This is a genomic window from Streptomyces sp. WMMC1477, from assembly GCF_027460245.1.
Lineage (GTDB): Bacteria > Actinomycetota > Actinomycetes > Streptomycetales > Streptomycetaceae > Streptomyces.
The window spans coordinates 591159-616095 of the sequence record NZ_JAPZBD010000003.1; the positions used below are offsets into that span (position 1 = coordinate 591159).

Genomic DNA, 24937 nt, shown 5'->3' on the forward strand with positions numbered 1-24937 from the left:
TCGCCTCCAAGCAGGCATCTGGTGGAGCAGCGTCGCTCGCGTGTACGACATCGAATCGCGGCGGGCTGCTCTCGAACTCTGCGCAGCAGGCCACAGCCTCAACTCGGTCAGCAGACACACTGGCATCTCCCGGTCAACACTTCGGGCGTGGCGCGCTCGTCCACAGCCCCTCACGCCCCGGACCGGATGCTGGCGCTGCGCACGTGATGCGGCTCCCCATGCTTCTGCCTACTCGTACCTCCTGGGCCTGTACCTCGGCGACGGCTGTATCAGCGCCCAGCCAAACGGTGTACACAGGCTACGGATCTTCTGTTCGGACGCCTGGCCCGGGCTTGTCAACGCTTGTGAGTCCGCGCTCCGCGCCACGATGCCGTCCTGCTCCGTGAGCCGCGTACACAAGCAGGGCTGTCAGGAGGTCGCCAGCTACAGCAAGCACTGGACGTGCCTCTTCCCGCAGCATGGGCCAGGCAGGAAGCACGAGCGGCGGATCGCACTGGAGCCGTGGCAGCGGGACATCGTCGACGCACACCCGTGGGAGCTGATCCGCGGGCTCATCCACTCGGACGGGTGCCGGATCACCAACTGGGCGACGCGCCAGGTGGGCGGCGTCCGGAAGCGGTACGAGTATCCGCGGTACTTCTTCACCAACACCTCGGCGGACATCATCCGCATCTACACGGACACGCTCACGCGCGTCGGGGTGGAGTGGCGTGCGTCTGCTCGCCATGGAGGGAGTGGCGGCAACGTCTCCGTCGCACGTAAGGCGTCCGTCGCGTTGATGGACGCGCACGTGGGGCCGAAGTACTGAGCGTCGGCCTGGGCCGGGCGGCCGGAGCCTCAGTCCTCCCCGATGTGGTGGACGCGGACGAGGTTGCTGGTACCGGGGACGCCGGGCGGGGAGCCCGCGGTGATGACGACCATGTCCCCGCGCTCGCAGCGGCCGAGCTTGAGGAGCTGCTCGTCGACCTGGTCGACCATCTCGTCGGTCGTGGCGACGGTGGGGCCCAGGAAGGTCTCGACGCCCCAGCTGAGGCAGAGCTGGGCGCGGGTGACGGGGTCGGGGGTGAAGGCGAGGAGGGGGATGGGTGAGCGGTAGCGGGAGAGGCGGCGTGCGGTGTCGCCGCTCTGGGTGAAGGCGACGAGGAACCTGGCGCCGAGGAAGTCGCCGATGTCGGCGGCGGCGCGGGCGACGGAGCCGCCTTGGGTGCGGGGCTTGGTGCTGGGGCTGATGGGTGGGAGTCCGCGGGCGAGGATGTCCTGTTCGGCGGCGGTGATGATGCGGGAGGCGGTGCGCAGGGTCTCGACGGGGTGTTTGCCGATGCTGGTCTCGCCGCTGAGCATGATGGCGTCGGTTCCGTCGATGACGGCGTTGGCGACGTCGGAGGCCTCGGCGCGGGTGGGGCGGGAGTTCTCGATCATGCTGTCCAGCATCTGGGTGGCGACGATGACCGGTTTGGCGTTGCGCTTGGCGAGCTTGATGGCGCGCTTCTGCACCATGGGGACGTTTTCGAGGGGCATTTCGACGCCGAGGTCGCCGCGGGCGAGCATGAGGCCGTCGAAGGCGTGGACGATGTCCTGGAGGTTGTCGACGGCCTGGGGTTTTTCGATCTTGGCGATGACGGGGCGGTGGATGCCTTCGTCGCGCATGATGCGGTGGACGGGGCGGAGGTCGTCGGCGGTGCGGACGAAGGAGAGGGCGATGAGGTCGGCGCCGTGGTGGAGGGCCCAGCGGAGGTCTTCTTCGTCTTTGCCGCTGAGGGCGGGGACGGCGACGGCGACGCCGGGGAGGTTGAGGGTCTTGTGGTCGGAGACGAGGCCGCCCTGGATGACGGTGGTGTGGACGCGGGGGCCGTCGATGGCGGTGACGTGGAGGGTGACACGTCCGTCGTCGATGAGGATGGTGTCGCCGGGGTTGGTGTCGGTGGCGAGGCCGGGGTAGGTGGTGCCGCAGAGGGTGTGGTCGCCGAGGGTGTCGTCGGTGGTGATGGTGAAGGGGTCGCCGCGTTCGAGGAGGACGGGGCCGTGGTGGAAGGCGCCGAGGCGGATTCTGGGGCCTTGGAGGTCGACGAGGATGCCGATGCTGCGTCCGGCGTGTTCGGCTGCTTCGCGGGCGTGGTTGATGAGTTGTTCGTGGTGTGCGTGGGTTCCGTGGCTGAGGTTGAGGCGGGCGATGTCCATGCCGCTCTCGACGAGGGAGCTGATCTGCTCGTAGGAGTCGGTGGCCGGTCCCAGGGTGCAGACGATTTTCGCTCGGCGCATGCGGGTGAGCCTATGGCTTACCGGCTGGTAGCCCGCGGGGGCCGGGTGGCGTGTGAATGGCGTTGGGGGTAAGGCTTGTTGACTTTTCCGGGTGGGGCGGGGGGTGGTCAGAGGCGTTCGAATCCGCGTCGGCGTTCCCAGTCGGTGATGGCGCGTTCGAAGGTGGTGAGTTCGGTGCGGGCGGCTTGGGCGTAGTGGGTGGTGATGGTGTCGCCGAAGGTCTTGGTGACGAGTTCGCTGGTTTCCCAGTGGTGGAGGGATTCGGTGAGAGTGGAGGGGAGTCGGGGGACGGTGGGGTCGGCGAGGGCGTTGTCGGGGTGGGGTTCAGGGAGGGGGAGCTGGTTTTCGATGCCGTGGAGGCCGGCGGCGATGAGGGCGGCGAGGGCGAGGTAGGGGTTGGCGTCTCCGCCGGGGACGCGGTGTTCGATGCGGAGGGAGTGGCCGCTGCCGATGACGCGGATGGGGCAGGTGCGGTTGTCGGTGCCCCAGGTGATGCCGGTGGGGGCGAAGGCGCCGGGCTGGAGTCGTTTGTAGCTGTTGATGTTGGGGGCGAGGAGGAGGGTGAAGTCGGGGAGGGCTGCGAGTTGTCCGGCGATGAAGTGGCGCATGAGCGCTGACATGCCGTCGGGGGCGGTGGGGTCGGCGAGGACGGGGGTGCCGTCGGTGCCGCGGAGGGAGAGGTGGATGTGGCAGGAGTTGCCTTCGCCTTCGTCGTATTTGGGCATGAAGGTGATGGCGTGGCCCTCTTGGGCGGCGATGGTCTTGGTGCCGTGTTTGAAGAGGGTGTGGTGGTCGGCGGTGGTCATCGCCTCGTCGTAGCGGAAGACGATTTCGTACTGGCCGGGGTGGACTTCGGCGCGGGCGGTTTCGAGGGTGAGGCCGGCCTGGACCATTTCGCGGCGGATGCGCCGGAGCATGGGTTCGAGGTGGGTGGTGCCCTGGAGTGCGTAGTCGACGTTGTGCCGGGTGGCGGGGCGGAGCCGGTGGTAGTCGGCTTCGTGGGCCTCGGCGTAGGTGTCGTGGAAGGCGAGGAACTCGAGTTCGGTGCCGGCGTGGGCGGTGAGGCCGTGGGCGGCGAGGCGGTCGAGTTGCCGGCGGAGGATGTGGCGGGGGGCGATGGGGACGGGGGTGCCGTCGGGCCAGGTGGCGTCGGCGATGACGAGGGCGGTGGCTTCGTCCCAGGGGAGGGTGGTGTAGGTGGTTGCGTCGGGGTGGAGGAGGAAGTCGCCGAAGCCGGTGTTCCAGGCGTCGATGGCGTAGCCGGGGCCGGTGTTCATGTCGACGTCGGTGGCGAGGAGGTAGGTGCAGGCGCTGAAGCCGTGGGTGGCGGCTTCGTCGAGGAAGTGGGGGACGGCGAGGCGGCTGCCCTGGAGGCGTCCTTGGAGGTCGGGGAGGGCGACGATGACGTTGTCGATCTTCCCGGCTGCGTGGTCGGTGCGGAGCTGTTCGTAGGTCATGCCTGGTCCTGGGCGGTGGCGAGGGGGTTGGGGATGCGGCCGTGGGTGACGTCGAAGCCTTCGTCGCGTTCGGCGCGGTCGTGGAAGGCGCCGCCGAGCAGTTGTTCGCGGTTGAGGGCGACGCGGTCGAAGTCGGGGGCGAGGAGGCCGTAGGCGTCGGCGTTCTGGGTGTGCTGGGGGAAGCGCTGGTGGTAGTGCTCGATTTCGTTGCGGACGAGGGTCCAGAAGCGGGTTTCGGGGATGTGGAGGTGGTGTTCGAGGAGGGGGGCGAAGTAGCGGAAGTGGCCGGCGAAGACGGCGCCGAGGAGGGAGTGGGCGAGTTCGCCGGCGGGCCAGCGGAGGAGGACCTTGTCGGCGCGTTCGGTGAGGGTGGCGTAGGCGGGGTGGGGTTCGGGGAGGAGGTTGACGTCTTCGGCGAAGTCCTTGACGGCGATGCCGATGGGGGTGTCGGTGTGGTCGTAGAGGATGACGGTGTTCTCGCCGTGGGGGCAGAAGGCGACGCCGTAGGCGTAGAGGTGGTGGAGGAGGCCGGGGAGGAGGGCGTGCAGGAGGTGGCGGAGCCAGTCCTCGGGGTGGCGGCCTGAGCGGTGGACGAGTTCGGTGACGAGGGCGCGGTCGTCGCTGCCGGTGGTGAGGAGGGCGGCCATGGTGCGGGCGCGTTCGCCGTCGTTCAGGTGGGTGTGGACGGGTTCGCGCCAGACGGCGCCGAGGAGTTCGTGGTAGCGGTAGGGGGCGTCGTGGACGGCGTGGTAGAGGGGGTGGTGGACGGAGACGGCGGCGACTTCGCCGAGGGGGTGGAAGCGGAGTTCTTCGCTGAGGTAGGGGTCGTCGGCGCGGAGGGTGTGGAGCCAGTGGCTGATGTCGGGGGCGGCGTGGGTGGGTTCGGTTGAGAGGCCGCGCCAGACGAGGGTGTTGCGGATGAGGAGGGGGACTTTGACGTTGCGGCGGTGGGGGTGGTCGAGGTTGGCGAGGGTGCGGATGGACTGGAGGGGGCGGTAGCGGTCGGGGCTTTCGCCGAGGCGGACGATGCGGCCGTCGGCGCGGTAGGGGGCGAAGAGGGTTTCGACGGCTTCGTCCCAGTGGAAGGGGTGGACGGGGAGCCAGGTGTAGTCGGCGGGGTCGTGGCCGGTGGCGGTGCAGGCGTTCTCGAGGGTGGCGGTGTACCGGCTGCGGGTGTGGGGGTCGAGTTCTTCGGTGAGGAGGGTGTCGGCGTCGAGGCCCGGGGTGCCGCTGTAGGCGGCGAGGCTGGTGTGGATGGCGGCCCAGACGAGGCGTATCTCGCCGGCGGCTTCGGGGGTGTAGGTGGCGGCGTCGTGGGCGGAGAAGCCGAGGCGTCCCTTGTTGAGGAGCATGCAGGGGTGGCCGTCTTGGTGGGCTTCGAGGTCGAGGTGGTCGAGGTCGGCGAGGTGGGCGGCGGTGTGGCGGCGGGTGAGGGCGGTGGCGTCGGCCTGGCGGGTGGCGGTGAGTTCGCGGAGGATCTCGGCGGTGGTGGGGCCGTCCCAGCCGAGGGTGGGGCGGGCGTCGAGGAGGAGTTGTTCGGGGCCGGTTTCGCCGTCGGGCTGGGGGTGGCGGGTGGGGGTGCTGGTGAGGTGCCAGGTGCCGAAGGTGCCGCGGGTGGCGGTGAAGGTCCAGTGGATGCCGTCGTCGAAGGTGAGGCGGTAGGTGTCGGGCTGTTCGCCGACGGGGTGGGGGGTGAGGAGTTCTTCGTAGGCGAATTCCTCGATGGCCTTGGTGAGCAGCCTCTGTCCTGCCTGTGCCCAGGTGGCGGGGGTGGGGCGGTTCATGCGTGGGTGTCCTTCGGCTCGTGGGTGGTGGTGCGGCTGCGGGTGAGGAGGGTGAGGAGGGCGGCGGCGGCGAGGGCTGCGGCGGCGATGCCGAGGGGGAGGGCGAGGTCGTGGCTTGCGGCGGTCGCGGCGGTGAGGGGGGCGGCGATGAGGGCGGCGGAGCGGAAGGTCTCGACGGCGGTGAAGGCGGGGCCTGCGGTGCCGGTGGCGCGGAACATGCGCAGTTCGACGGCGATTTGGGCGAGGCCGAGGCCGAGGCCGAAGAGGATGCGTCCGGCGGCGAGGGTGGCCAGGCCGGGGGCGAGGTATTGGACGGCGAGGCCGGCGGCGGTGACGGCGAGGGCGGCGGGGAGGAGGTGGGGGCCGTAGCGGCCGAGGCAGTGGCGGGCTGCGGGGAGGGTGGCGAGAGCGGCGAGGGAGGGGAGGAGGAAGAGGGCGGCGGCGATGGTGGTGCTGGTGCCGAGTTGGGTGGCGTGGGTGGTGAAGAAGGGGCGGGAGACGCTGATGGCGAAGTCGAAGGCGATGCCGATGAGGGCGGCGGTGGCCAGGAGGAGGAGCCAGGCGCGGCGGGGGGTGTCGCGGTGGGCGCGTTCGCCGGGTTCTGGGTCGGGTAGGTGGCGCAGGGTGCGCAGGAGGAGGGCGAAGAGGAGGAGGTCGAGGAGGGCGAAGGCGGATATGCCGAGGCGGGGTTCGGGGAGGGCGAGGACGGCGGCGCCGGTGGCGGTGGCGGCGATGGAGGCGAGGTGGAAGACGGCGACGATGGCGCGGATTCCGGCGAGGCGGGCGGTGTCGCTGTCGGGTTGGCCTTCGGTGGCGTGGCGGCTGTATTCGCTGATGAGGGCGGGGTAGGCGAGGAGAAGGGAGCAGTTGGCGGCGACGGAGGCGGCGGAGAGTGCGGTGAAGGCGGTGTAGGTGGGGGCGAGGCCGAGGGCGAGGTCGCAGGCGGCGGAGGCGAGGAGGCCGATGAGGACGAGGCGTTGGGGTGGCCAGCGGCGGGCGGCGAGGCCCCACAGGGGGAGGGCGGCGAGGCCGATGATGCGGCAGATCCACAGGTAGTAGCCGGTGGCGCTGGTGTCGGTGATGTCGTAGAGGCGGGTGAAGAGTTGGGGGAGGAAGGGGGCGAGGGCGGTTTCGGCGACGAGGTAGAGGGCGATGACGGCGATGAGGATGCCGCGGAGGTGCCGTGCCGGGGCGGCGGGTGCGGGTTTCCCGGTGGGTGCGCCGGTGGATATGGGGGCGGCCCCCGCCGCGTGGGCGGCGGGGGCGGTGGGTGCGGGGTCGGCGGAGGGGGTGGGGGCGCCGCTGGTGTCGATGCTCATGGGCGGGTGGTGGTGACGGGGGCCGTCGGGGTGGTGGGGGTGTGGGGGGTGGTGGGGGCGCCGAAGGTGGTCCAGGAGGTTTGCCGGGGTACGGGCAGGGTGGGGCGGCCGGTGGCGGCGTTGAGGATGGTGGCGGCCCGCCAGGCGCCGAGGGTGAGGTCGGGGGCGCCGACGCCGTGGGTGTGCATTTCGGCGTTCTGGACGTAGAGGGCGCCGGTGACGCGGGGGTCGAGGGCGACGCGGTAGTCGCCGTCGATCTGGTAGCGGCCCTGGGTGTCGAGGTCGATGAGGTCGAGGAGGGGGTCGAGGAGGGCGGGGCGCTGGGGGGTGTAGCCGGTGGCGGCGACGATGGCGTCGGTGTGGATGGTGAAGTCGCGCTGCTGTTCGGTGTGGTGGCAGGTGATGGTGTAGCGCTTGCCGTCGTGGTGGGCGGCGGTGATCTCGACGCCGGGGTGGAGGTCGGCGCGGGGGCGGCCGCCGCCGATGGTGCGTTCGTAGAGTTCGTCGTGGATCTCGCCGAGGGTTTCTTCGCTGACGCCCTTGTAGAGCTGCCACTGCTGGCGGGTGAGGCGCTTGCGGGTGGCGTCGGGCAGGGCGCGGAAGTAGTCGATGTAGTCGGGGGTGAAGTGCTCCAGGCCGATCTTGGAGTACTCCATGGGGGCGAAGGCGGGGGTGCGGGCGAGCCAGCGGGTGTGGGGGCCGCCGTGGCCGTTGCCGTCCTGGTGGCGGATGAGGTCGAGGGTGACCTCGGCTCCGGACTGGCCCGCTCCGATGACGGTGACGTCGTCGAGGGTGGCGAGGGTGGTGCGGTGGGTGCGGTAGTCGGCGCTGTGGAGGACGCGGCCGGTGTGTTCGGGGGTGGCCAGGTGCTGGAGGGCGGGGGGCAGGGTGGGCTGGGTGCCGGTGCCCAGGACGAGCTGGCGGGCGGAGACGTGGCTGGTGGTGCCGTCGGCGGCCTGGTGGGTGACGGTGAAGGTGTGGTCGGTCTCGTTCCAGGTGACGGCGGTGACGTGGGCGTCGAAGCGGGTGTTGGGGAGGTTGTCGGCGACCCAGCGGCAGTAGTGGTCGTATTCGCGGCGCGGGATGTGGAAGCGCTCGGAGAAGAAGAAGGGGAACATCCGCTGGTGGTGGCGGAGGTAGTTGAGGTAGGACCAGGGGTTGGTGGGGTCGGCCATGGTCACGAGGTCGGCGAGGAAGGGCACTTGGAGGGTGGTGCCTTCCATGAGCAGGCCGGGGTGCCAGGAGAAGGCGGGCTTGCTGTCGAGGAAGAGGGCGCTGAGGGTGGGGACGCGGTCGGCGAGGGCGGCCAGTGACAGGTTGAACGGGCCGATGCCGATGCCGACCAGGTCGTGGGTGGGGTGTTGGGCTGTCACGGCTGGGCCTCCGCGAAGGGGTTGGGTAGGTCGATGTAGACGGACTGGGTGTGGACGTCGCCGACGAGTTCGTCGAGGCCGTCCACGCAGGTGAGGTAGTTGCCCTTGCAGCGCAGGGTGGGGGCGTCGAGGAGGAGGCCGAGGAGGCCTTCGGCGCCGGGGTGGGCGCGGCGCAGAGCGGTGAGGCGGGTGCGGAGGGTGGTGAGGAGGTCGGTTTCGTCGGCGAGGCCGAGGGCGCCGAAGGCGCCGACGAGGCCGAGGAGGTTGTTGATGCCGAGGTAGTAGGCGACGCGTTCGTCGACGAAGGCGTCGTCGAAGACGAGGTCGACGTCCCGGGTGGCACCGGGCAGGAGGCGCTCGATGGTGTCCGTGTGGGAGGCGGCGAGGTAGTAGCCCTGGCTGTCGCGGGTACCAGCCGGCGCGGGGCAGGCCGGTGTCGTCGAGGGCGACGAGGGTGTTCTGGTGGTGGGGTTCGAGGGCGATGCCGTAGTGGGCGTGGAGGGCGATGAGGGGGACGGCGAGGACGTCGAGGTAGCGGGTGAGCCACAGGTCGGCGGCGCGGGCGGTGGTGAGGTGGTGGGCGCGGGCGGCGCGGTGGACGGCTTCGGCGAGCTGGGCACGGTGGGCGGGCGGGGTGCCGTCGCCGGGGCCGGTGCGTTCGGCGAGGAGGCCGGCGACGCAGAGGGCGTCGTCCCGGCCGCCGTCGAAGGGGTTGTCGCGCAGGGCGGTTTCGAGGCCGGTTTCGGTGTCGCCGGTGCCGGCGGAGATCCAGCCGTGGTCGCGGAGGATGCCGAAGGCGGGGTGGTGGGCGGTGAGCCAGTCGGTGGGCCCGGCGGCCAGGAGGCGGGCGGCGCGGACGCCGAGGCGCATCTCGGCGCGCAGGTTGTTGCGGCGCGAGTTGGTGATGCGCATGCCGAGGGAGAGTTTGAGCTGGTAGGGGGCCTCGGGGCGGTGGACGGTGCGCACGGAGGAGGTGGGGTGCCAGGGGTCGCCGTGGGGGCCGAGGGGGGTGAGGAGGCCGGCGTCGATGAGCCGGCGGACGTCCGGGCGGTCGAGGATGTCGCGGGCCTGCCAGGGGTGGGCGGGGACGGGGAGGGTCCCGGCGGGGAGCTTCAGGCCGTGGGTGAGGGGGCGCAGGAGTTCGGCGGGGTGGGTGCCGTCGAGGGTTTCGCCGGTGACGATGTCGGGATGGGCGGCGAACCAGTGGAGGGGGAAGGCGCCGCGCAGTTCGGGTGAGTAGACGGCGAGTTCGGCGTCGGAGGCTTCTTCGCGGCTCTTGGGCGCCGGGTGGAAGGGGTGGCCGAGGAGGAGGGCTTGTTCGGCGTCGAGGAAGGGGGTGGGGCCGGTGGTGCCGGCGGGTTCGGCGCGCCGGGCGGTGAGGTGGGCGGCGGTGCGCCGGGCGGAGCCGAGGACGCGGGCGGCGGCGTCGGCGCCGAGGTGGGGTGGCAGGCCGCGGCCGAGGGTGGTTTCGCGGATGGCGGCCGCGGCGACGAGGGCGGCGTCGGCGGGGAGCGCCGCGGTGCCGTCGGCGTGGGTGCCCTCGGTGCCGGTGCCGTCGGTGGTGTCACCGTCGGCGAGGGTGGCGGGGCCGAAGCGGTGCCAGCCGGTGGCGGAGTGGTGGCGGACGGGCACGGTGAGGGTGATGCCGGTGGCGGGCAGCGGCAGGCGGAGTTCGTGCCCGGTGGGGGGCACGGAGGTGCCGGTTTCGCGGACGTAGGCGCGCAGGAGGGTCTCTGTGGCGGCGTGGTCGGCGGCCTGCTGGGCGTCCGGGTGGTCGAGGGGGTCGGGGGTGCCGGGGGTGTCGCGGGTTTCCGGGGCGTTCGGGGTGGGCGGCATGGCGGGCTCCTGGGGGTCGGGGTGCGGCCTGGTCACAGGACGTGGCGTTCGGCCGCGGGGTGCCCGAGGAAGTTGGGCATGGCGAATTCCCAGCCGTAGGAGCCGGAGTTGGGGAAGACGACGAGGTCGCCGGCGCGGATACGGTCGACGCGGACGTCGCGCAGGAGGGTGTCCTCGGGGGTGCACAGTTCGCCGACGACGGTGAGGGAGGCGTTCTCGGCGGTGGGGCGGGGAAGGCCGGCCGGCCAGGTGTCGACGGGCAGGACGGTGATGTTGTGGACGATGCCCCAGGAGGTGGGGAGCTGGAAGTGGTTGATGCCGCCGCGGAGCATGGCGAACCAGTGGCCGTAGGAGTTCTTGAGGTCGGTGACCTCGGCGGCGTACCAGCCGCAGTCGGCGGCGAGGTAGCGGCCGGGTTCGAGGATGACGCGGGCGCCGGCGGGGGGCGGGGTGTCGGCGATGAGGGCGCCGAAGCGTTCGACGTCGAAGGGCTTCTCGTCCTCGAAGGCGACGCCGATGCCGCCGCCGGTGTCGATCTGGCGGAGGTCGATGCCCGCGGTGCGGGCGGTGTCGGTGGCCCAGTTGACGCACCAGCGCACGTAGGCGGCGTGGGTGTCGGCGTCGAGGTTGCCGGAGGCGGCATGGATGTGAAAGCCGACGATGTCCAGGGCGGGGAGGGTGGCTGCCTGGGCGAGGACGTCGGGGACGTCGGGTTCGGGGACGCCGAAGGCGGAGGGTGCGCCGCCCATCTGGAGGGAACCGGTGATGGGTATGTGGGCGGGGTTGACGCGCAGGGCGACGCGTGCGGTGGTGCCGAGCCGGGCGGCGATGGCGTTGATGCGGTGGAGCTCGAGGAGGCTTTCGGCGTTGATGGACTCGGCGTCGGCGCGTATGAGTTCGGTGAGGACGGCGGTGGTCTTGGCTGGTCCGGCGGCGAGGACGGGGGTGGGCGTGCCGTCGGTGTGGTCCGGGCGCGCGGGGGGCGGCGCCGTCGAGGGCGGTGCGGGCGAGGGCGAGTTCGCTGACGGAGGCGACCTCGAAGCCGTCGACGTGCTGGGCGAGTGCGGCCAGGACGGCGGGGTGGGAGTTGGCCTTGACGGCGTAGTAGACGGCGGCCCAGTCGGGCAGGGCGCCGCGCAGGTCGCGGGCGCGGGCGGCCGCGGTGTCCGGGTCGTAGAGGTAGCCGGACAGGGGCGCGTGCTGGTGGGCGAGTTCCGTGAGCCGGGCGCGGACGCGCTCGGGGAGCGTGGTGAGGGGGTAGGCGGCGCGGTGCTCGGCTGAGGGCGGGAGCTCGATGGACACGAATCTGCCTTGACTGGGTCGGGGGCGGGGCGGGCGGGGCCGCACGGTGGGCGGTGCCCGGCGGTGTGGCCGGGGGCCGGGTCCGCGCACGGCTGTGTGGCCCGGACACGGTGGTGTGGCCGGGCGGGGTGGTGTGGCCGGGCGGGGTGGTGCGTTCGTTCAGCGCAGGTCGGCGACGACCATGGTGTGGGGCCGCCAGCCGGGGTAGGGCTCGAGGGTGCCGACGCGGTGGAAGCCGTGGTCGGCGTAGCGGTCGAGGACGACGTCGTTGCCGTCGGCTATGAGCGCGGCGGCGCGTTCCTCGGTGCGTTCGGCGAGGAACGCGGCGACGAGCGAGATCCCGATGTGGCCGCGGCGCCAGCGGGGTGCGACGAGGAGTTCGCACAGACCGACGGTGCGGCCGGGGTGTTCGCGGGTGAACTCGGGGCTGGGCTCGGGGGTGAGGCCCTCCCACCAGAGGCTGTCGGTGGGGAGGGTGTAGCCGTAGAGGTAGCCGGCGATCTCGTCGTCGGCCCGGGCTGCGACGAGGGCGAAGCCGGGGCGGCCGGCGTGCCGGGTGAGGCGTTCGGCGATCGGCGGGTCGCAGTGGTCGCTGAGGTCGATGGCGTGGGCGTAGACCTCCTCGTAGACGCGGGCCCAGGAGTGGGGGTCGGCGGCGACGGCGGCCCCGGTGTGGTGTTCGAGGCGCAGGCCGTCGGGGAGCCGGGGGTGCTCGGGTCTGGTCCTCGTCGGGGTGGCTGCGTGGGCGCTCATGCTGCCTCCTGGCTGCTGTCGGTGGGTGCACCACGGAACGAATAAGTTAGGCGAGCCTAAGCTAATTCATAGTGCGGTGCTTTCCAAGCGGGTCTGCTGCGCGGGCAGCGTCACGACCTCTGCGGTGGGGGCGGGTTCGGCGCGTTCGGCGACGAGCTTGAGCAGGTCCTCCAGGTCGGTGGCGGCCGTCTGCGGGTGCAGGAGGGTGGCCTTGAGCCACAGCTTCGCCGTGCCGTCGTGGTCGGGGGCCTGGGCGCGGCCGAGGACGGCCAGGCCCTCGTTCAGGAGCTGGCGGCGGATGTCGGCGACGAGGGCGTCGCCCTCGTCGCCGGGCAGGCCGTCGGCGGCCAGCGGCCGGAACAGGACGGTGGAGATGCCCACGGGGCCGGGGCGGCGGCGCAGCGCCGGGTGGGCGTCGATCGTCTCGCCGAGCTGCCGCGCGGTGCGCACGCAGTGCTCGACGATGCCGCCCATTCCGGTGCGCCCCAGGGCGCGCAGGGTGACGGCGATCTTCAGGGCGTCCGGGCGGCGGGAGGTGCGCAGGGAGCGGCCGAGGAGGTCGGGCAGGCCGGCCTCGGTGTCGTCGTCGGCGTTGAGGTAGTCGGCGCGCAGGGACAGGGCGTTCAGGAGCTCGGCGTCGGGGACGGCGAGGACGCCGGCGGCGACGGGCTGCCAGCCCATCTTGTGCAGGTCGAAGGTGACGGAGACGGCGTGCTCGATGCCGCGCAGCGCTCCGGCGAGCTGCTCGCTGAAGAGGAGGGGGCCGCCGTAGGCCGCGTCGACGTGGAGTTCGGCGCCGTGGCGGCGGGCGGCGAGGGCGAGTTCGGGCAGCGGGTCGATGAGCCCGGCGTCGGTGGTGCCGGCGGTGGCGACGACGAGGGCGTTTCCGGCGCGCTCCCCCAGCTCGGCCAGGGCCACCTCGACGGCGTCGGGGTCCATGCGGCCGCCGGGGCAGGAGATGTGACGGGGGGCGGGCAGGCCGAGGATCCAGGCGGCCCGGTGGACGCTGTGGTGGGCGTTCTCCCCGCACAGGACGTGCAGGGTGCCGGTGCCGCCGGTGGCGGCGCGGACCCGTTCGCGGGCGAGGAGGAGGGCGACGAGGTTGGACTCGGTACCGCCGCTGGTGATGAGGGCGTCGGGCCGCTGCTCGGCCGGGTACATGAGGGTGGCGAGGGCGCCGGTGACCTCCTCCTCGATGACGGCGGCGGCCGGTGCCTGGTCCCAGGAGTCCATCGAGGGGTTGAGGGCGGAGGCGGCGAGGTCGGCGGCGGCGGCGACGGCCAGCGGCGGGCAGTGCAGGTGGGCGACGCAGTGGGTCTCGCCGGGGTCGGCGGCGCCCTGGGCGGTGGCGCGGACGGTGTCGTAGAGCGCGTCGGGGGCGCCGACGCCGTGCTCGGGCAGGACGGGGGCGAGGAGGCCGCGGGTGCGGGCGGTGACGGCGTCGGGGCCGCCGTCGGGCAGCGGGCCGCCGCGGGCGGCGGCGCCGTCGGCGAGGGCGTCGAGCGCGACGGCGGTCAGGGCCCGCAGGGCGCGCGGCTCGCCGGGGCCGGCGGCGATGGCGGTGTCGGGGTACTGGCTCATGCGGCGGGCTCCACGTCGGTGAGGGCGTCGGCGAGGCGGGTCAGAACGGTGTCGGCCTGGCTGTCGGTGAGGACGAGCGGGGGCAGGAGGCGCAGCACGCAGCCGTCCCGGCCGCCGAGTTCGAGCATCAGGCCGCGGTCGAGGCAGGCTTTCTGCAGCGCGCGGGCGAAGTGGGGGTGGCCGGGGCGGGCGCCGAGGGCGTCGGGTTCGGCGTCGGGTTGGACGAGTTCGACGCCGATCATCAGGCCGCGTCCGCGGACGTCGCCGATGACGGGGTGGCGGTCGGCGAGGTCGCGCAGAGCGCTGCGGACGCGGGAGCCCAGCTTCTCGGCGTGGTCGGCGAGTTGCTCCTCGGCGATGGTGCGCAGGGTGATCTCGCCCGCGACCATGGCGAGGGTGTTGCCGCGGAAGGTGCCGGTGTGGTCACCGGGCTGCCAGGTGTCCAGCTCGGGGCGGTAGGCGATGAGGGCGAGGGGCAGTCCCCCGCCGACGGCCTTGGAGGTGACGAGGACGTCGGGGGTGATGCCGGCGTGCTCGCAGGCCCACAGCCGCCCGGTGCGGCCGACCCCGGTCTGGACCTCGTCGACGATGAGCACGATGCCGTGTTCGGCGGTGACGCGGCGGAGTTCGCGCAGCCAGGGGTCGGGGGCGGGGATGACGCCGCCCTCGCCCTGGACGACTTCGAGGATGACGGCGGCGGGGGTGGCGGTGCCGCTGCCGGGGTCGGTGAGGTGGTGCTCCAGCAGCCTGGTCGTCAGGGCGGCGCCCGCGTCCCCGCCGACGCCGAAGGGGCAGCGGTAGGCGTGGGGGTAGGGCAGGCGGGTGACGGGCTGGGAGGCGGCGGGGCCCTGGCCGTCGGCGCCGCGCATGCGCAGCGGCCCGGAGACGGAGGCGGCGCCGAGGGTCATGCCGTGGTAGGCGCCGGTGAAGGCGATGACGCCGCTGCGGCCGGTGGCGGTGCGGGCGAGCTTGAGCGCGGCCTCGACGGCGTCGGTTCCGGCGGGGCTGCAGAAGTGCAGCTTGGCGGTGTCGCGCAGGTCTCCCGGGAGGCGGCTGAGGAGTTCGGTGCTGAAGGCGTCCTTCTGCGGAGTGATCATGTCGAGGGTGTGCAGGGGGGCGCCGGAACCGAGCGCGCCCTGGAGGGCGGCGACGACGGCGGGGTGGTTGTGGCCGAGTGCGAGGGTGCCCGCGCCGGAGAGGCAGTCGAGGTAGGTGCGTCCGTCCGCTCCGGTGACTTCGGCGCCCGCGGCGGTGACGGGGGCGACGGGCAGGGTGCGGGCGTAGGTACGAGCGGCTGACTCACGTCGCGCTTGGCGGTCGAGGAGTTGAGCACGCAGCATCGGGCAGGCCCTTCGGTCACAGGGTGTGGGGTGCCGGTTCGGCGCGGAGATCGCGCAGGCAGGACTTAGGTTAGCCTAACCTTGCAGATGTCGGGTACCGGGCCCCGGTGAAATCCCCTCTGCCGCGCACCGGCTGGCAACGGCTTCTCCCCGGCAGGGAAACGGCCGTCCACGGCTGGTGGTTACGCCCCGGCGGGCGTCCTCAGCGGGCTCCGGGGCGCGGCTCGTCCAGCAGCCGGCGGGCGGCCACCGCGAAGGCGCCGCGGGTGGCGGAGGCGAGCAGGGAGAAGTCGATCAGCCCCCGCTCGTGCAGGCCCTGGTCGAAGGGCACCCGGACCACGGCCCGCACGAGCGGCGCGAGCCGCCGCTCGGCCGCGGCGAAGCGGCCTTCGGCGCCCTCGGCGCCCTCGGCGCTCCCCGCGTGCTCGGCACCCACCGCGCCGTCCGCGCCCTCCAGGTCGCTCACGACGACGACGGCCCGGGTCACCGCTCCGGACCGGCCGCGCCCGGCCATCCACTCCAGCCGGTCCGCCGTGGCCGCCACGTGTGCGGGGCTCGTCCCCGTGGCCACCACGAGATGGTCCACCGCGCCGAGCGCCACTTCCGGGGGCCGCTCCCCCGGGCCGAAGGACTCCGCGCAGTCGAGGACGACGTCACCGATCGAGCCCAGCCCGCCGATGACGCTGCGGTGCAGCCGCTCCGGCACGGGCGGCGTGTCCACCGGGCCGCGCCGGTGGACGAAGTCCGCACCGGTGGAGTCCCGCAGGGAGAGCCAGGCGTACCCCGTGCCGTCGCTGGTGGGCGCCTCGGGTTGCGAGGTGTAGGTCGAGCTCGGGGGGTTGAGGTCGATGAAGGCCCGGTTGGCGGGCCGAGGGCCGTTCAGCAGGGCGCGGAACTCCTCCGGCGGGACCGTGCTGTTCCCCAGCAGGCGGTACCCGACCACGCCGGTGGCCGGGGCGAAGGGCAGCATGAGGACGGGCGGGCGGCGGGACGCCGGGATCGAGGCCGCCAGCGCGGAGGCGAGCTGCACGGCGACGGACGAGCATCCGCTGCCCGGAACCGCCCCGAACACGGCGATCAGCGAGCCGACCGGCAGCTCCCGCCCGTACGACGGGCGGGGCCGGAGCAGCGCACCGTCACCGGAGTGGCCACCCCGCCGCAGTCGCCGGGCGAACCAGGACGGCGGCTTCGCGGTCCCGCCGGGCAGGGTGAACCACTTGGTGCGCGGAGGTTCCCGGTGCGGTGCCCAGCGTTCGGCGGTGATGCTCGGATCCTCGTCCTCGTGCGGAACCTCCGGGGTGAAGGGGACCTGCGGGCCCGGCGGCTCGGGCCACTGGACCGGCTGGACGACCCGGCTGTGGCCGCCCGGACGGTACACATGGGTGCCCTCGACCCAGGCGAAGGCCCGGTGGGGAAGCCACTCACGCGGCGGCAGGTCGAAGGCGCCGCGTGCGGTGCCGTCGCGCAGCGCCGCGAGCAGGGCGTCGGCCGACATCACCGGTGCCGCGTCGGTGACGAACGGGCCCAGCACGGCCGCCAGCTGGGGGAGGTCCTCGACATCGGCCAGCGGCTCGGTGACCCAGAGCCCGGTGTGGGTCTGGCACAGCAGCTGGGCGAGCCGCCGGACGTCGTCGGCGGCCGTGGGCGTGCCCGGCCCCCCGTCCAGCACGGCGCGGTGCCAGCCGGTGATCAGCGGGCCGTCCTCGGTCAGGAGCACGTGACGCGGCATCAGGCGCCCGTGCACGACACCCGCGCGGTGGGCGTGGTCCAGCGCGGACGCGAGCCGCTGCCCGAGCACCAGCACGGCCGCGGCGGGCAGCCGTGCGTACCGCAGGGCCTCCCTCAGCTCGGGGGCCGGGCGGCCGTTCGGGCTCATGGCCCCGCTGACCGCCACCCACGGCCAGGCCCTGCTGAGGTTTCCGTCCAGCAGCGCGGGCAGGCAGGGGTGGTCGAAGCGCAGCGTCGCCATGGTCTCGGTGTGGACGAACGGGTAGGCGGTGGAGTGGATCGAGCGCGCCGTGCGGATCAGGGCGGCGCGGCGGCCGTCGACTCCGCTGTGGACGGACTCCCCGGTACGGCTCTGCCAGGTCCCCAGCAGCGTGAAGGGCCCGATGGGCTCCGAGCGCCTGACCGGCAGCCCGTCGTCGAACAGCCCCGGCTCCCCGTCGTCGCTCTCGAACACGTCGGTGTAGGGGTTCGCCGCGCCCGGCCCCGTCTCCTCGGGCAGGTCCGGTTCGGGTTCCCAGGCGCGCTGTCCCGACCGGGCCGCGTAGGTGCGGGCGGACAGCCCGGCCAGGCCGAGGCGCTGCTGGAGCGCGGGGCTGAGCCAGGCGAAGGCCGAGCCCGTCGAGGGGAGTTCGTCGGTGCCGTCCGGGCGGCTGAGCCAGGCGGGGAAGTCCGGGGAGCGGCCGGCCAGGTGCGCGATGTGCTCGGAGACGAGGCGGGTGGACCGGATCACCTCGGCCGTCGGGACCACGTCGAGCAGCACGTCCCGGGTGGCCGGGGCGAAGGCGAACACGCGCTGCTGGGGCGGGACGTGCCGCCCCCGGGGAGCGCTGGAGGCCGCCTCGGCCGGGCGGAGCAGCCCGCTGAGGAAGACCTCGGCGAGATGCGCCGTCGTCACCGGCCGGGCCAGTGACCGGGCCACGAGCCGCATGACGGGGACGGTCAGCGGTGAGACGGCGGCGAGGTGGGCGGCCAGCCGGTAGGCGTCCGGGGACACGGTGCGGCGGAAGTGCCGGACCTCCGCGTCCGCGCGCCCCGGGTCCCCGGCGTCGTCCGCCGTGTCGTCCGCCGCCGCCGACCGGGCCGGGCGGCGGCCGCGGACCGGCCGGCGCTCGGCGGCCTCGGTGTCCCACAGGGACAGCGCGCCCGCTCCGCCGGAGGCCGTCAGCCGCGCCCAGTCGGCCAGCGCCGGACCGGAGGGCTCCAGGACCGGAACGGGCACCCCGTCCGCGAGACGGCGGCCCGGCTCCTCCCCCGGCAGCCCGGCCAGCGCGTCGGGACGGTGGACGCGCCAGGTCGCGTTGGCCGCCCCCGGGCCGGGCAGCCGCACCCGGCGGGTCACCACGGGCAGGCCGGAGCCGCGCCACATGCGGGGCGGCAGCGCGTGCACGACGGCGGTGGGTCCGTGGAGGGCCCAGCGGGAGAGCACGGCGCGCATCCCTCCGGTGCGCCACCCCGGCCCCGCGCCGTCCGAGACGACGAGCGTCATGCTCCGCCCCGTGGGGTCGGTGACGACGTCCGGGCGCACGGGCGCCGCGGAGGGGTCGAAGGGCCGGGTGGTGAGCGCCGGCGGGGTGCCGGGCCGCAGCCGCAGCCCGAACAGGCGGATCTGCCGGAACGCCCCGAGCCGCACCGTCAGGGCGCCGAGCTCGGCGCAGAGCTGCTGCCACAGCAGCATGGACACGCCGTCGTCGATGACCAGGTTGAGGTCGAGCCACCGGCTGCGGACCGGCCGCGTCACGACGTCCGGCACCCGCGAGTCGGCGGTGCGCGCCGCCGTCTCCTCCTCGTCGAGCTCCTCGGCGGCCGGGTCGGCGGAGGCCCGCTTCAGCGGGCGCAGCGCGCGGGCCGCCGCCAACGGCGAGGCGAGGGCGCGGGGATGGGGGATGCGGACGGGCAGCGCCCGGGCCGCCCCCCGGCCTCGCGGTGCGGTCCCCTCCGCCGACGGCTCCGCGGACGGCTCGGGCGGCTCGGGCGCGGGGGGATCCTGCTCCCCGGCCGGGTTCCCGGCGTCCCCGGCCCGGGCCCGCGGGCCCGGCAGGGAGTACAGCGCGGCCCGGCCCCCGGCCTCCCCGGCATCGGCGTCCGCCGGGTCTTTGCCGCCGTGGGGGTCTTGGGGGTCTCGGGCGTCGGCGTCCGGGCCGTCGCCGTCTCCCGCGCCGTCGGCGTCTCCCAGCGCCCGCGGAACCTGCGGTGACGGGGCCGACGCGTGCGGGGACGGGCCCGTCCCCGCACCGGCGGCGCCGGCGAGCGAGGCGTCGTCGAGCCCCAGCGCGCGGGCCAGCGGCAGGGACCGGGCCTCGGCCGGCAGCCGCTCGGCGAGCCACAGCACGTCCGCGAGCTCCTCGGCGGTCACCTCCGCACCGAGTTCGCCCAGCAGGCGCAAGAGACGGTGCGGCACGGTTACAGCGCTCCGCCGAGCCGGTGGAGGACGGCGTCGAGCAGGCCCTCGGCGTCCAGGTCCACGCCGCCCAGCCGCAGGAAGGCCGCGTTCAGCAGCTGGTCGGTGGCGAGTTCGCCCGGGGCCCGGCGGGCGAGGAAGGTGCGCACGAGGTCGTCGACGCGCGGCAGGGCCTCCTCCCCCAGGTGCGCGGCGACGATGGCGCGCAGCCGCCGCTCGTCCGGGTCGGGCAGGTCCAGCCGCAGGCAGCGGCGCAGGAACGCGGGCGGGAACTCCCGCTCCCCGTTGCTGGTGATGACGACGACGGGGAACTCGCGGCAGCGCACCACCCCGCGACGCACGGGCACCGTGTCGCTGCCGCGTGCCGCGTACACCCGGACCTCGTCCTCGCCCTCGGGCAGCCGGGCGAGTTCCGGGATCTCGAACCGGCCCTCCTCGAACACGGTCAGCAGGTCGTTCGGCAGGTCGACGTCGCCCTTGTCCAGTTCGTCGACGAGCAGGACGCGCGGATGGTCACCGGGGACGAGCGCCGTGCCCAGCGGGCCGAGCCGGACGAAGCGGCCGATGCCCGGGTCGGAGCCGCCCTGGTGCTGGGAGAGGTTGGCCTCGCGCAGGCGGCCGACGGCGTCGTAGCGGTAGAGCGCGTCGGTCAGCCGGGAGCGGCTGTTGACGGACCAGCGCAGCACGGGACCGAGGCTGAGCTCGTGGGCGAGGGCGTCGGCGAGCGAGGACTTGCCGGTGCCCGGGTGGCCGGTCACGAGGAGCGGTCGGCGCAGGTGGAGCGCGGCGTTGACGACGTCGCGCTCGGCGGGCCCGATGAGGTAGGGGCGGTGCTCGGGCCCCTCGTCGGCGTCCCGCGCGCCGTCGGGCGCGGCGTCGGGCGCGGCGTCCCCGAAGGTCCGCCAGGGCGGTGCGGGCGGCATCGGCACACGGCGGGGCCTGCCGTCGCCGCGGAAGAGCCGCCAGCCGTCGGGTTCCCGGGCGGGGGCCCGAGTGACGTCCTGGGCGGGGGTCCCGGGCAGGGCCCTGGGCGGGGTCCTCGGCTGTGGTCATGAGACGGGTTCCTCCCAGGAGGGGTCGCTCCAGTAGGGCTCGGGCGGCGTGCGGGAGGCGTCGTCCCACACCAGGACGGGGGCGACGGCGTCCTCCGGGGGACGTCCGAGGGTGTCCGCCCGGTGGACACGGATCCGCTCGGGCAGGTTGCGGGGACTGCCGTTGAGCATCAGTCCGGTGAGCACGTCGGTCCGGCGCGGCGAGTCGTTGCGGTCCCACAGGACGACGGGGATGCCCTGGGTGAGGCACACGGTCTGGAGCCGGACGCGGTGTTCGGCGGCGCAGCCGACGGTGATCCTGCCGATGCGCTGGTCCCGGTGGAGCAGGGTGTAGACGTCCGCGGCCTCGCTGTGCTCGGCGGTGACGCGGGCGAAGCCGCCCTGGGGGAAGTCGAGCGAGCGGGCCTCCCAGGCGCGGCGGCGCTTGAGCGTGGCCGTGCGCAGTTCCGGGCAGCTCACGACGGCGCGGTACTCGACGCCCAGCACGGCTGGGACGCCGCCGTCGGGGTCGCCGTCGTCCCAGCGGTCCACGGGCAGGTCGAGGTCCTCGGGTTCGAGCTGGAACTCGATCAGGGGCCTGCCGCGCCCCGCGGCCGGGGACAGCTCGCGCAGCAGGACGTCCTGCACGAGGCGGGCGATGTCCCGCGGGGTGCGGGGTTCGTCTTCCGCCACGACCTGGCGCAGGCCCGCGTTCCCGGCCGTGCCCGGGTCGAACCACAGGGTGCAGCGGTGCCCGCCCTGGGGGGCGCGGTCGAGCAGCACCGTCAACCGGGGTTCGGACGGGCCCAGCCGGAAGCGCCGGGCGCGGGCCCAGTCCTCGGCGTCCGCGCGGCGGCTCAGCAGGACGCTCTCGTGCACGCCGAGGCGCTGGGCCACGGACTCCGCCCACTGGCGCAGTTCCTCCATACGGTTCGCCGGACACAGGGCGGCGACGTGTTCCACGGCGGTGAGCAGGGCCGGGACGCGGTGGGTGGTGTCCGTGGAGCCGCTGTCGCCCCAGTAGTTCTCCAGGGCCACGACGAGGTGCTCGACGGACTCGGCCGCGGTGGCGCCGGGGGCGGCCGGGGTGCGCTCGTCCCAGAACGTGGTGTTGCCCAGGGCGTCGCGGGCCGCCTCCTCCAGCAGTCCTTCGGGCTCGCCGTCGAGGTGTTCGAGGAGGGAGGCGAGTTCGAGGGGCGTGAGGATGCCGGGCACCAGCGCGCCGCGGCACAGGGCGAGCAGCCGCAGCGTCTCCGCACGGGACTCGGGCGTCAGGACGTCGCTGAGGACGGCGGCGGCCCGGTGCCGGGTGAGGACGAGCTCGACGACGTCGGCGACCGTGGGCCGGTCCGTGGCGGCGGGCGGGAGGCCGAGTTCGTCGAGGACGTAGGCGATGTGGTGGGCGCGCTCCTCGGGGCTGGGCAGGAGCGCCTGCACGCACGTGCGCAGCCGCAGCCGCACCGAGGGGGCGACGGGGCGCGGCGGCAGCAGCGTGGGGTCGGCGCGGGGCGGGGTCGCGTCCGCGCCGTCCGCGGCGAAGGGCTCGATCGCCTGCCAGGGCGCGACGATGGCGCGCCGCAGGACGTTCTCGCCGCGGAACGAGCCCGGGGGCGGGGACATCATCCCGAGGACGAGGCCGACGACGGCCCCCTCCGTCTCGCACCACAGCGGACCGCCGCTGTAGCCGTGGCCGATGGCGGCGCCGCGCAGCTCGCCGTCGACGAAGGCGTGGTCGTCCTGGAGGGAGCCGACGAGGCTGTCGGCGTAGCTGTAGGCGGCGCCGTCCCCGTACCAGGCGCGCACGCGCTGGCCCGGGGTCATGGGCCGCCACGGGGGCGGCTGGAGGCCCGGGTCCTCGGCGAGTTCGAGCAGGGCGAGATCGCCAGCCCAGACGAGGTCACCCGGTGCGGCCGGGTCGCCGGGGGCGCCGACGCGGTGGGCGGCGCGCCAGCGCAGCAGGGACGCGGTGAACCCGGGCCGCTGCGGCAGGCAGGGGAACTCCACCCGCAGCGGGGAGCCGTCCGGCGTGCTCTGCTCGAACATCTCCCGGCCGAGTGCCTCGTTGACGACGTGGGCGCAGGTCAGCACGTGCCGGCCGCCCAGGTGCAGGCCGCTGCCCGCCAGTTCGCCGGAGGCGTGGCTCAGCACCGAGACCAGGGAGGGCCGGAGCGCGTCGGCCGGCGGCCGGGGGCACGGGACCGGCCGTCGGCTACTGGGCGGCGTCATCGTCAGCGGACTGGTCCTCCTCACGGCGCGGCGGGCCGGGCTCCCGGCCGAGCTGCCAGGTCGCCGTGACGCTGAGCGTGGCCTCGCCCTTGGCGCCGACGACGGCGAGCTTGAGGTCCTGGCCGATCCTGACGCCGAAGCTCACCGAGAGCTCGTCGGGCCGGTCCGGCACCGTGGCCGCCGTGTCGCGGACCTGCTGGAGCAGGGGCACCAACGGTGAGAGCATGGTGCGCAGGGCGCTGCCGGCGGCCGTCGCGGCGCGGGAGCGTCGGCGGGCCACTGGCACGGAGCCGCCGAAGCCGGGGGCCGCGCCTTCGGCGCCCGGCTTCGGCTGTCCGCCGTCGCTCACGGGTGCGAAGACCTGCAGGGCGAGAGCCGAACCGTCGTCGAACTCGAACTCGATGAAGTCAGACACGGGTCCATTGTGTCCCAACCCGCCTGGTGGAGCAGCTGACTTGGGCAAGCCTCCTCAGTGGTTTCCGGCGGGGGCGGTGGGGCGCTCCTCGCCCCGCCGGGGCGCGTCGTGGCGGCTGAGGGGGACGACGAGGGGGGCGCCGGTCTCGTCGTCGGTGCGGATGCGGGCCCGCAGCCCGAAGACGTCGGCGAGGAGTTTCTCCGTCAGCACCTCGCCCGGCTCCCCGAGGGCGGCGACGCGGCCGTCCTTCATGGCCACGAGCCGGTCCGCGTAGCGGGCGGCGAGCGACAGGTCGTGCAGCACGAGGACGACGGTGCGCCCGGTGTCGCGGTGGAGTTCGCGCACGAGGTCCAGCACCTCGATCTGGTGCGCCAGGTCGAGGTGGTTGGTGGGTTCGTCCAGGAGCAGCAGCTCGGTCTCCTGGGCGAGGGCCATGGCGATCCAGGCGCGCTGCCGCTGGCCGCCGGAGAGTTCGTCGAGGGTGCGCTCGGCCAGGTCGAGGGTTCCGGTGGCGCGCAGCGCGTGCTCGACGGCGTGCTCGTCCTCGCTGGACCAGCGGCGGTACCAGCTCTGGTGCGGGTGGCGGCCGCGGGCGACGAGGTCGGCGACGCTCAGCCCCTCGGGCGCCTGCGGAGTCTGCGGCAGCAGCCCGACGAGGGAGGCGACGCGGCGGGTGGGCATGGCGTGGACCGGCGTTCCGTCCAGCAGCACCCGCCCGGAGCGGGGCTTCATCAGCCGCCCGAAGGCGCGCAGGAGCGTGGACTTGCCGCAGCCGTTGGGGCCGATGACGGCAGTCACCGTGCCGTCGGGGATGTCGAGGGACAGGTCGTGGACGACGGGCCGGTCGCCGTAGCCGAGGGTCAGCTTCTCGGCGCGCAGCCGCACGGGGCGGGACGGGTCCTTGGCCGTGCGGGCGGGGGCCGGGGCGGGGACGGTGCCGGTTCCGGTGTCGGTCATGAGCGGGCCTTTCCGCTGCGGACGAGCAGATAGAGCAGGTAGGGCGCGCCGAGGGCCGCGGTGAGGATGCCCACCGGAAGCTCCACGTCGCTGATGAGGGTGCGGCCGAGGACGTCGGCCCACACGGTGACGGCCGCGCCCAGCAGGGCGGATGCCAGCAGCGGGGGGTGGCCGGTGCGCATGAGGCGCAGTGCGAGCTGGGGACAGGCCAGCGCCACGAAGGCGATGGGCCCGGTGGCGGCCGTGGCGACGGCGGTGAGCAGGACGGCGGTGAGCAGCAGGGCCACCCGGGCGCCGGTCATCCGGACGCCGAGGCCGCGGGCGGTGTCGTCGTCGAAGGCGAGCGCCCCGAACTGGTGGGAGAGCAGCAGGGCCGCGGGCAGCAGTACCGCGAGCGCCCAGGCGGCGGGTCCCGCGATGTCCCAGTTGGTGCCGTTGAGGCTGCCGTTGAGCCAGATCAGCGCGCGTCCGGCGTCGACGATGTCGGCCTTGGCCAGCAGCCAGGACAGCACGCTGGTGAGGGCGGCGTTGACGCCGACGCCGACGAGCAGGACGCGGTAGCCGCTGATGCCCTGGCGGACGGCGAGGAGGTAGACGAGGACGGCGGCGGTGAGACCGCCGCCGATGGCCGCGGTGGGTACGCCCACCTCTCCGGCGAAGCCGCCGACGGCGCCGTTGGCTCCGCTGAACACGATGACGGTGACGGCGCCGACCCCCGCGCCGGCCGTGATGCCGAGGATGTCGGGGCTGGCCAGCGGGTTGCGGGCGATGCCCTGGAGGATCGCCCCGGCCAGGCCGAGGGAGGCGCCGACGAGGAGCCCGACCACGGAGCGGGGCAGCCGCAGCTCCCAGACGACGAGCTCGGAGATGTGGTCGCCGCCGCCGAAGAGTGCCCGGATCACCTCGGCCGCCGGGAGCGGGTAGTCGCCGCGTCCGGTGTTGAGGACGACGGCGGCGAACAGGGCGAGCGTGATGAGGACGGGGACGAGGACCGTGCGCGGGCGCCACACCGTCGAGACGGGGCCGAGGCGCACGGGTGTGCGACCGGGGACGCTGGACACTCTGTTCCCTTCGCTCGGGCGGGGTTTCGCCGAGTCGGGTCCGCCGTCGGGCGCGCTGTCGGGGGTGGCGCCGGAGGCGGTGCCTGGGGTGGTGCCGGAGGCGGTGCCGGTCGCGCC

16 protein-coding genes and 3 pseudogenes are annotated in these 24937 nt (G+C 74.2%); 1 reads left to right on the top strand and 18 read right to left on the bottom strand.

Features of this window, described 5'->3' with window-relative positions:
• Window positions 1–40: 40 nt before the first annotated feature.
• Window positions 41–808, top strand: a complete 768-nt coding sequence (locus O7609_RS03030; RefSeq protein WP_269743039.1) for a helix-turn-helix domain-containing protein — start codon at window positions 41–43, stop codon at window positions 806–808.
• A 29-nt stretch (window positions 809–837) separates the two neighbouring features.
• Here O7609_RS03030 and pyk read toward each other — a convergent pair whose 3' ends face one another.
• The 18 genes and pseudogenes from pyk to O7609_RS03125 all read right to left on the bottom strand — a co-directional run bounded on the left by pyk (window position 838) and on the right by O7609_RS03125 (window position 24820).
• A complete protein-coding gene (pyk, locus tag O7609_RS03035; protein ID WP_269743040.1) occupies window positions 838–2259 on the bottom strand; it encodes a pyruvate kinase in 1422 nt (473 codons plus the stop codon).
• A gap of 107 nt (window positions 2260–2366) precedes the next feature.
• Complete coding sequence (locus O7609_RS03040) at window positions 2367–3716, bottom strand: glutamine synthetase family protein (RefSeq protein WP_269733351.1); 1350 nt, start codon at window positions 3714–3716, stop codon at window positions 2367–2369.
• Complete coding sequence (locus O7609_RS03045; RefSeq protein WP_269743041.1) at window positions 3713–5500, bottom strand: IucA/IucC family protein; 1788 nt, start codon at window positions 5498–5500, stop codon at window positions 3713–3715. Before O7609_RS03045 ends, O7609_RS03040 begins: the two co-directional genes overlap by 4 nt.
• Window positions 5497–6819 carry an MFS transporter gene (locus tag O7609_RS03050; RefSeq protein WP_269743042.1) on the bottom strand — a complete coding sequence of 441 codons (1323 nt, stop codon included), beginning with the start codon at window positions 6817–6819 and terminating at the stop codon, window positions 5497–5499. Before O7609_RS03050 ends, O7609_RS03045 begins: the two co-directional genes overlap by 4 nt.
• Window positions 6816–8192 (bottom strand): lysine N(6)-hydroxylase/L-ornithine N(5)-oxygenase family protein, encoded by a 1377-nt coding sequence (locus tag O7609_RS03055; protein WP_269733354.1) that lies wholly within the window; start codon window positions 8190–8192, stop codon window positions 6816–6818. Before O7609_RS03055 ends, O7609_RS03050 begins: the two co-directional genes overlap by 4 nt.
• Window positions 8189–10028: pseudogene (locus O7609_RS03065) on the bottom strand (IucA/IucC family protein). Before O7609_RS03065 ends, O7609_RS03055 begins: the two are co-directional and overlap by 4 nt.
• A gap of 32 nt (window positions 10029–10060) precedes the next feature.
• Window positions 10061–10489, bottom strand: coding sequence for a hypothetical protein (locus O7609_RS03070; protein WP_269744305.1), 429 nt, complete (start codon window positions 10487–10489; stop codon window positions 10061–10063).
• A pseudogene (locus O7609_RS03075) lies at window positions 10484–10927 on the bottom strand (hypothetical protein); the annotation flags it as partial. The gene O7609_RS03070 and the pseudogene O7609_RS03075, both read right to left, overlap by 6 nt.
• Window positions 10928–11087: 160 nt before the next feature.
• Window positions 11088–11420: pseudogene (locus tag O7609_RS24680) on the bottom strand (hypothetical protein); the annotation flags it as partial.
• Window positions 11421–11489: 69 nt separating this feature from the next.
• On the bottom strand, window positions 11490–12083 hold the full coding sequence (locus tag O7609_RS03085) for a GNAT family N-acetyltransferase (protein ID WP_269733357.1): 594 nt from the start codon (window positions 12081–12083) through the stop codon (window positions 11490–11492).
• Window positions 12084–12149: 66 nt separating this feature from the next.
• The gene (locus O7609_RS03090; RefSeq protein WP_269733358.1) at window positions 12150–13664 is read right to left on the bottom strand and encodes a pyridoxal phosphate-dependent decarboxylase family protein; all 1515 of its coding nucleotides are present in this window, start codon (window positions 13662–13664) and stop codon (window positions 12150–12152) included.
• Complete coding sequence (locus O7609_RS03095; protein WP_269743044.1) at window positions 13661–15004, bottom strand: diaminobutyrate--2-oxoglutarate transaminase family protein; 1344 nt, start codon at window positions 15002–15004, stop codon at window positions 13661–13663. The genes O7609_RS03090 and O7609_RS03095 overlap by 4 nt, the downstream gene beginning before the upstream one ends.
• A 202-nt stretch (window positions 15005–15206) precedes the next feature.
• On the bottom strand, window positions 15207–19130 hold the full coding sequence (locus tag O7609_RS03100) for an SAV_2336 N-terminal domain-related protein (protein ID WP_269733360.1): 3924 nt from the start codon (window positions 19128–19130) through the stop codon (window positions 15207–15209).
• 2 nt (window positions 19131–19132) lie between these two features.
• Entirely contained in the window at window positions 19133–20053 is a 921-nt protein-coding gene (locus O7609_RS03105) for an AAA family ATPase (RefSeq protein WP_269736996.1), read from the bottom strand.
• Between the two features lie 126 nt (window positions 20054–20179).
• Window positions 20180–22309 carry a VMAP-C domain-containing protein gene (locus O7609_RS03110; RefSeq protein WP_269733361.1) on the bottom strand — a complete coding sequence of 710 codons (2130 nt, stop codon included), beginning with the start codon at window positions 22307–22309 and terminating at the stop codon, window positions 20180–20182.
• Window positions 22310–22370: 61 nt separating this feature from the next.
• Window positions 22371–22802, bottom strand: a complete 432-nt coding sequence (locus tag O7609_RS03115) for a CU044_2847 family protein (protein WP_269733362.1) — start codon at window positions 22800–22802, stop codon at window positions 22371–22373.
• Between the two features lie 54 nt (window positions 22803–22856).
• Window positions 22857–23759 (bottom strand): ABC transporter ATP-binding protein, encoded by a 903-nt coding sequence (locus tag O7609_RS03120; RefSeq protein WP_269733363.1) that lies wholly within the window; start codon window positions 23757–23759, stop codon window positions 22857–22859.
• The gene (locus tag O7609_RS03125; protein ID WP_269733364.1) at window positions 23756–24820 is read right to left on the bottom strand and encodes a FecCD family ABC transporter permease; all 1065 of its coding nucleotides are present in this window, start codon (window positions 24818–24820) and stop codon (window positions 23756–23758) included. Before O7609_RS03125 ends, O7609_RS03120 begins: the two co-directional genes overlap by 4 nt.
• Window positions 24821–24937: the final 117 nt, after the last annotated feature.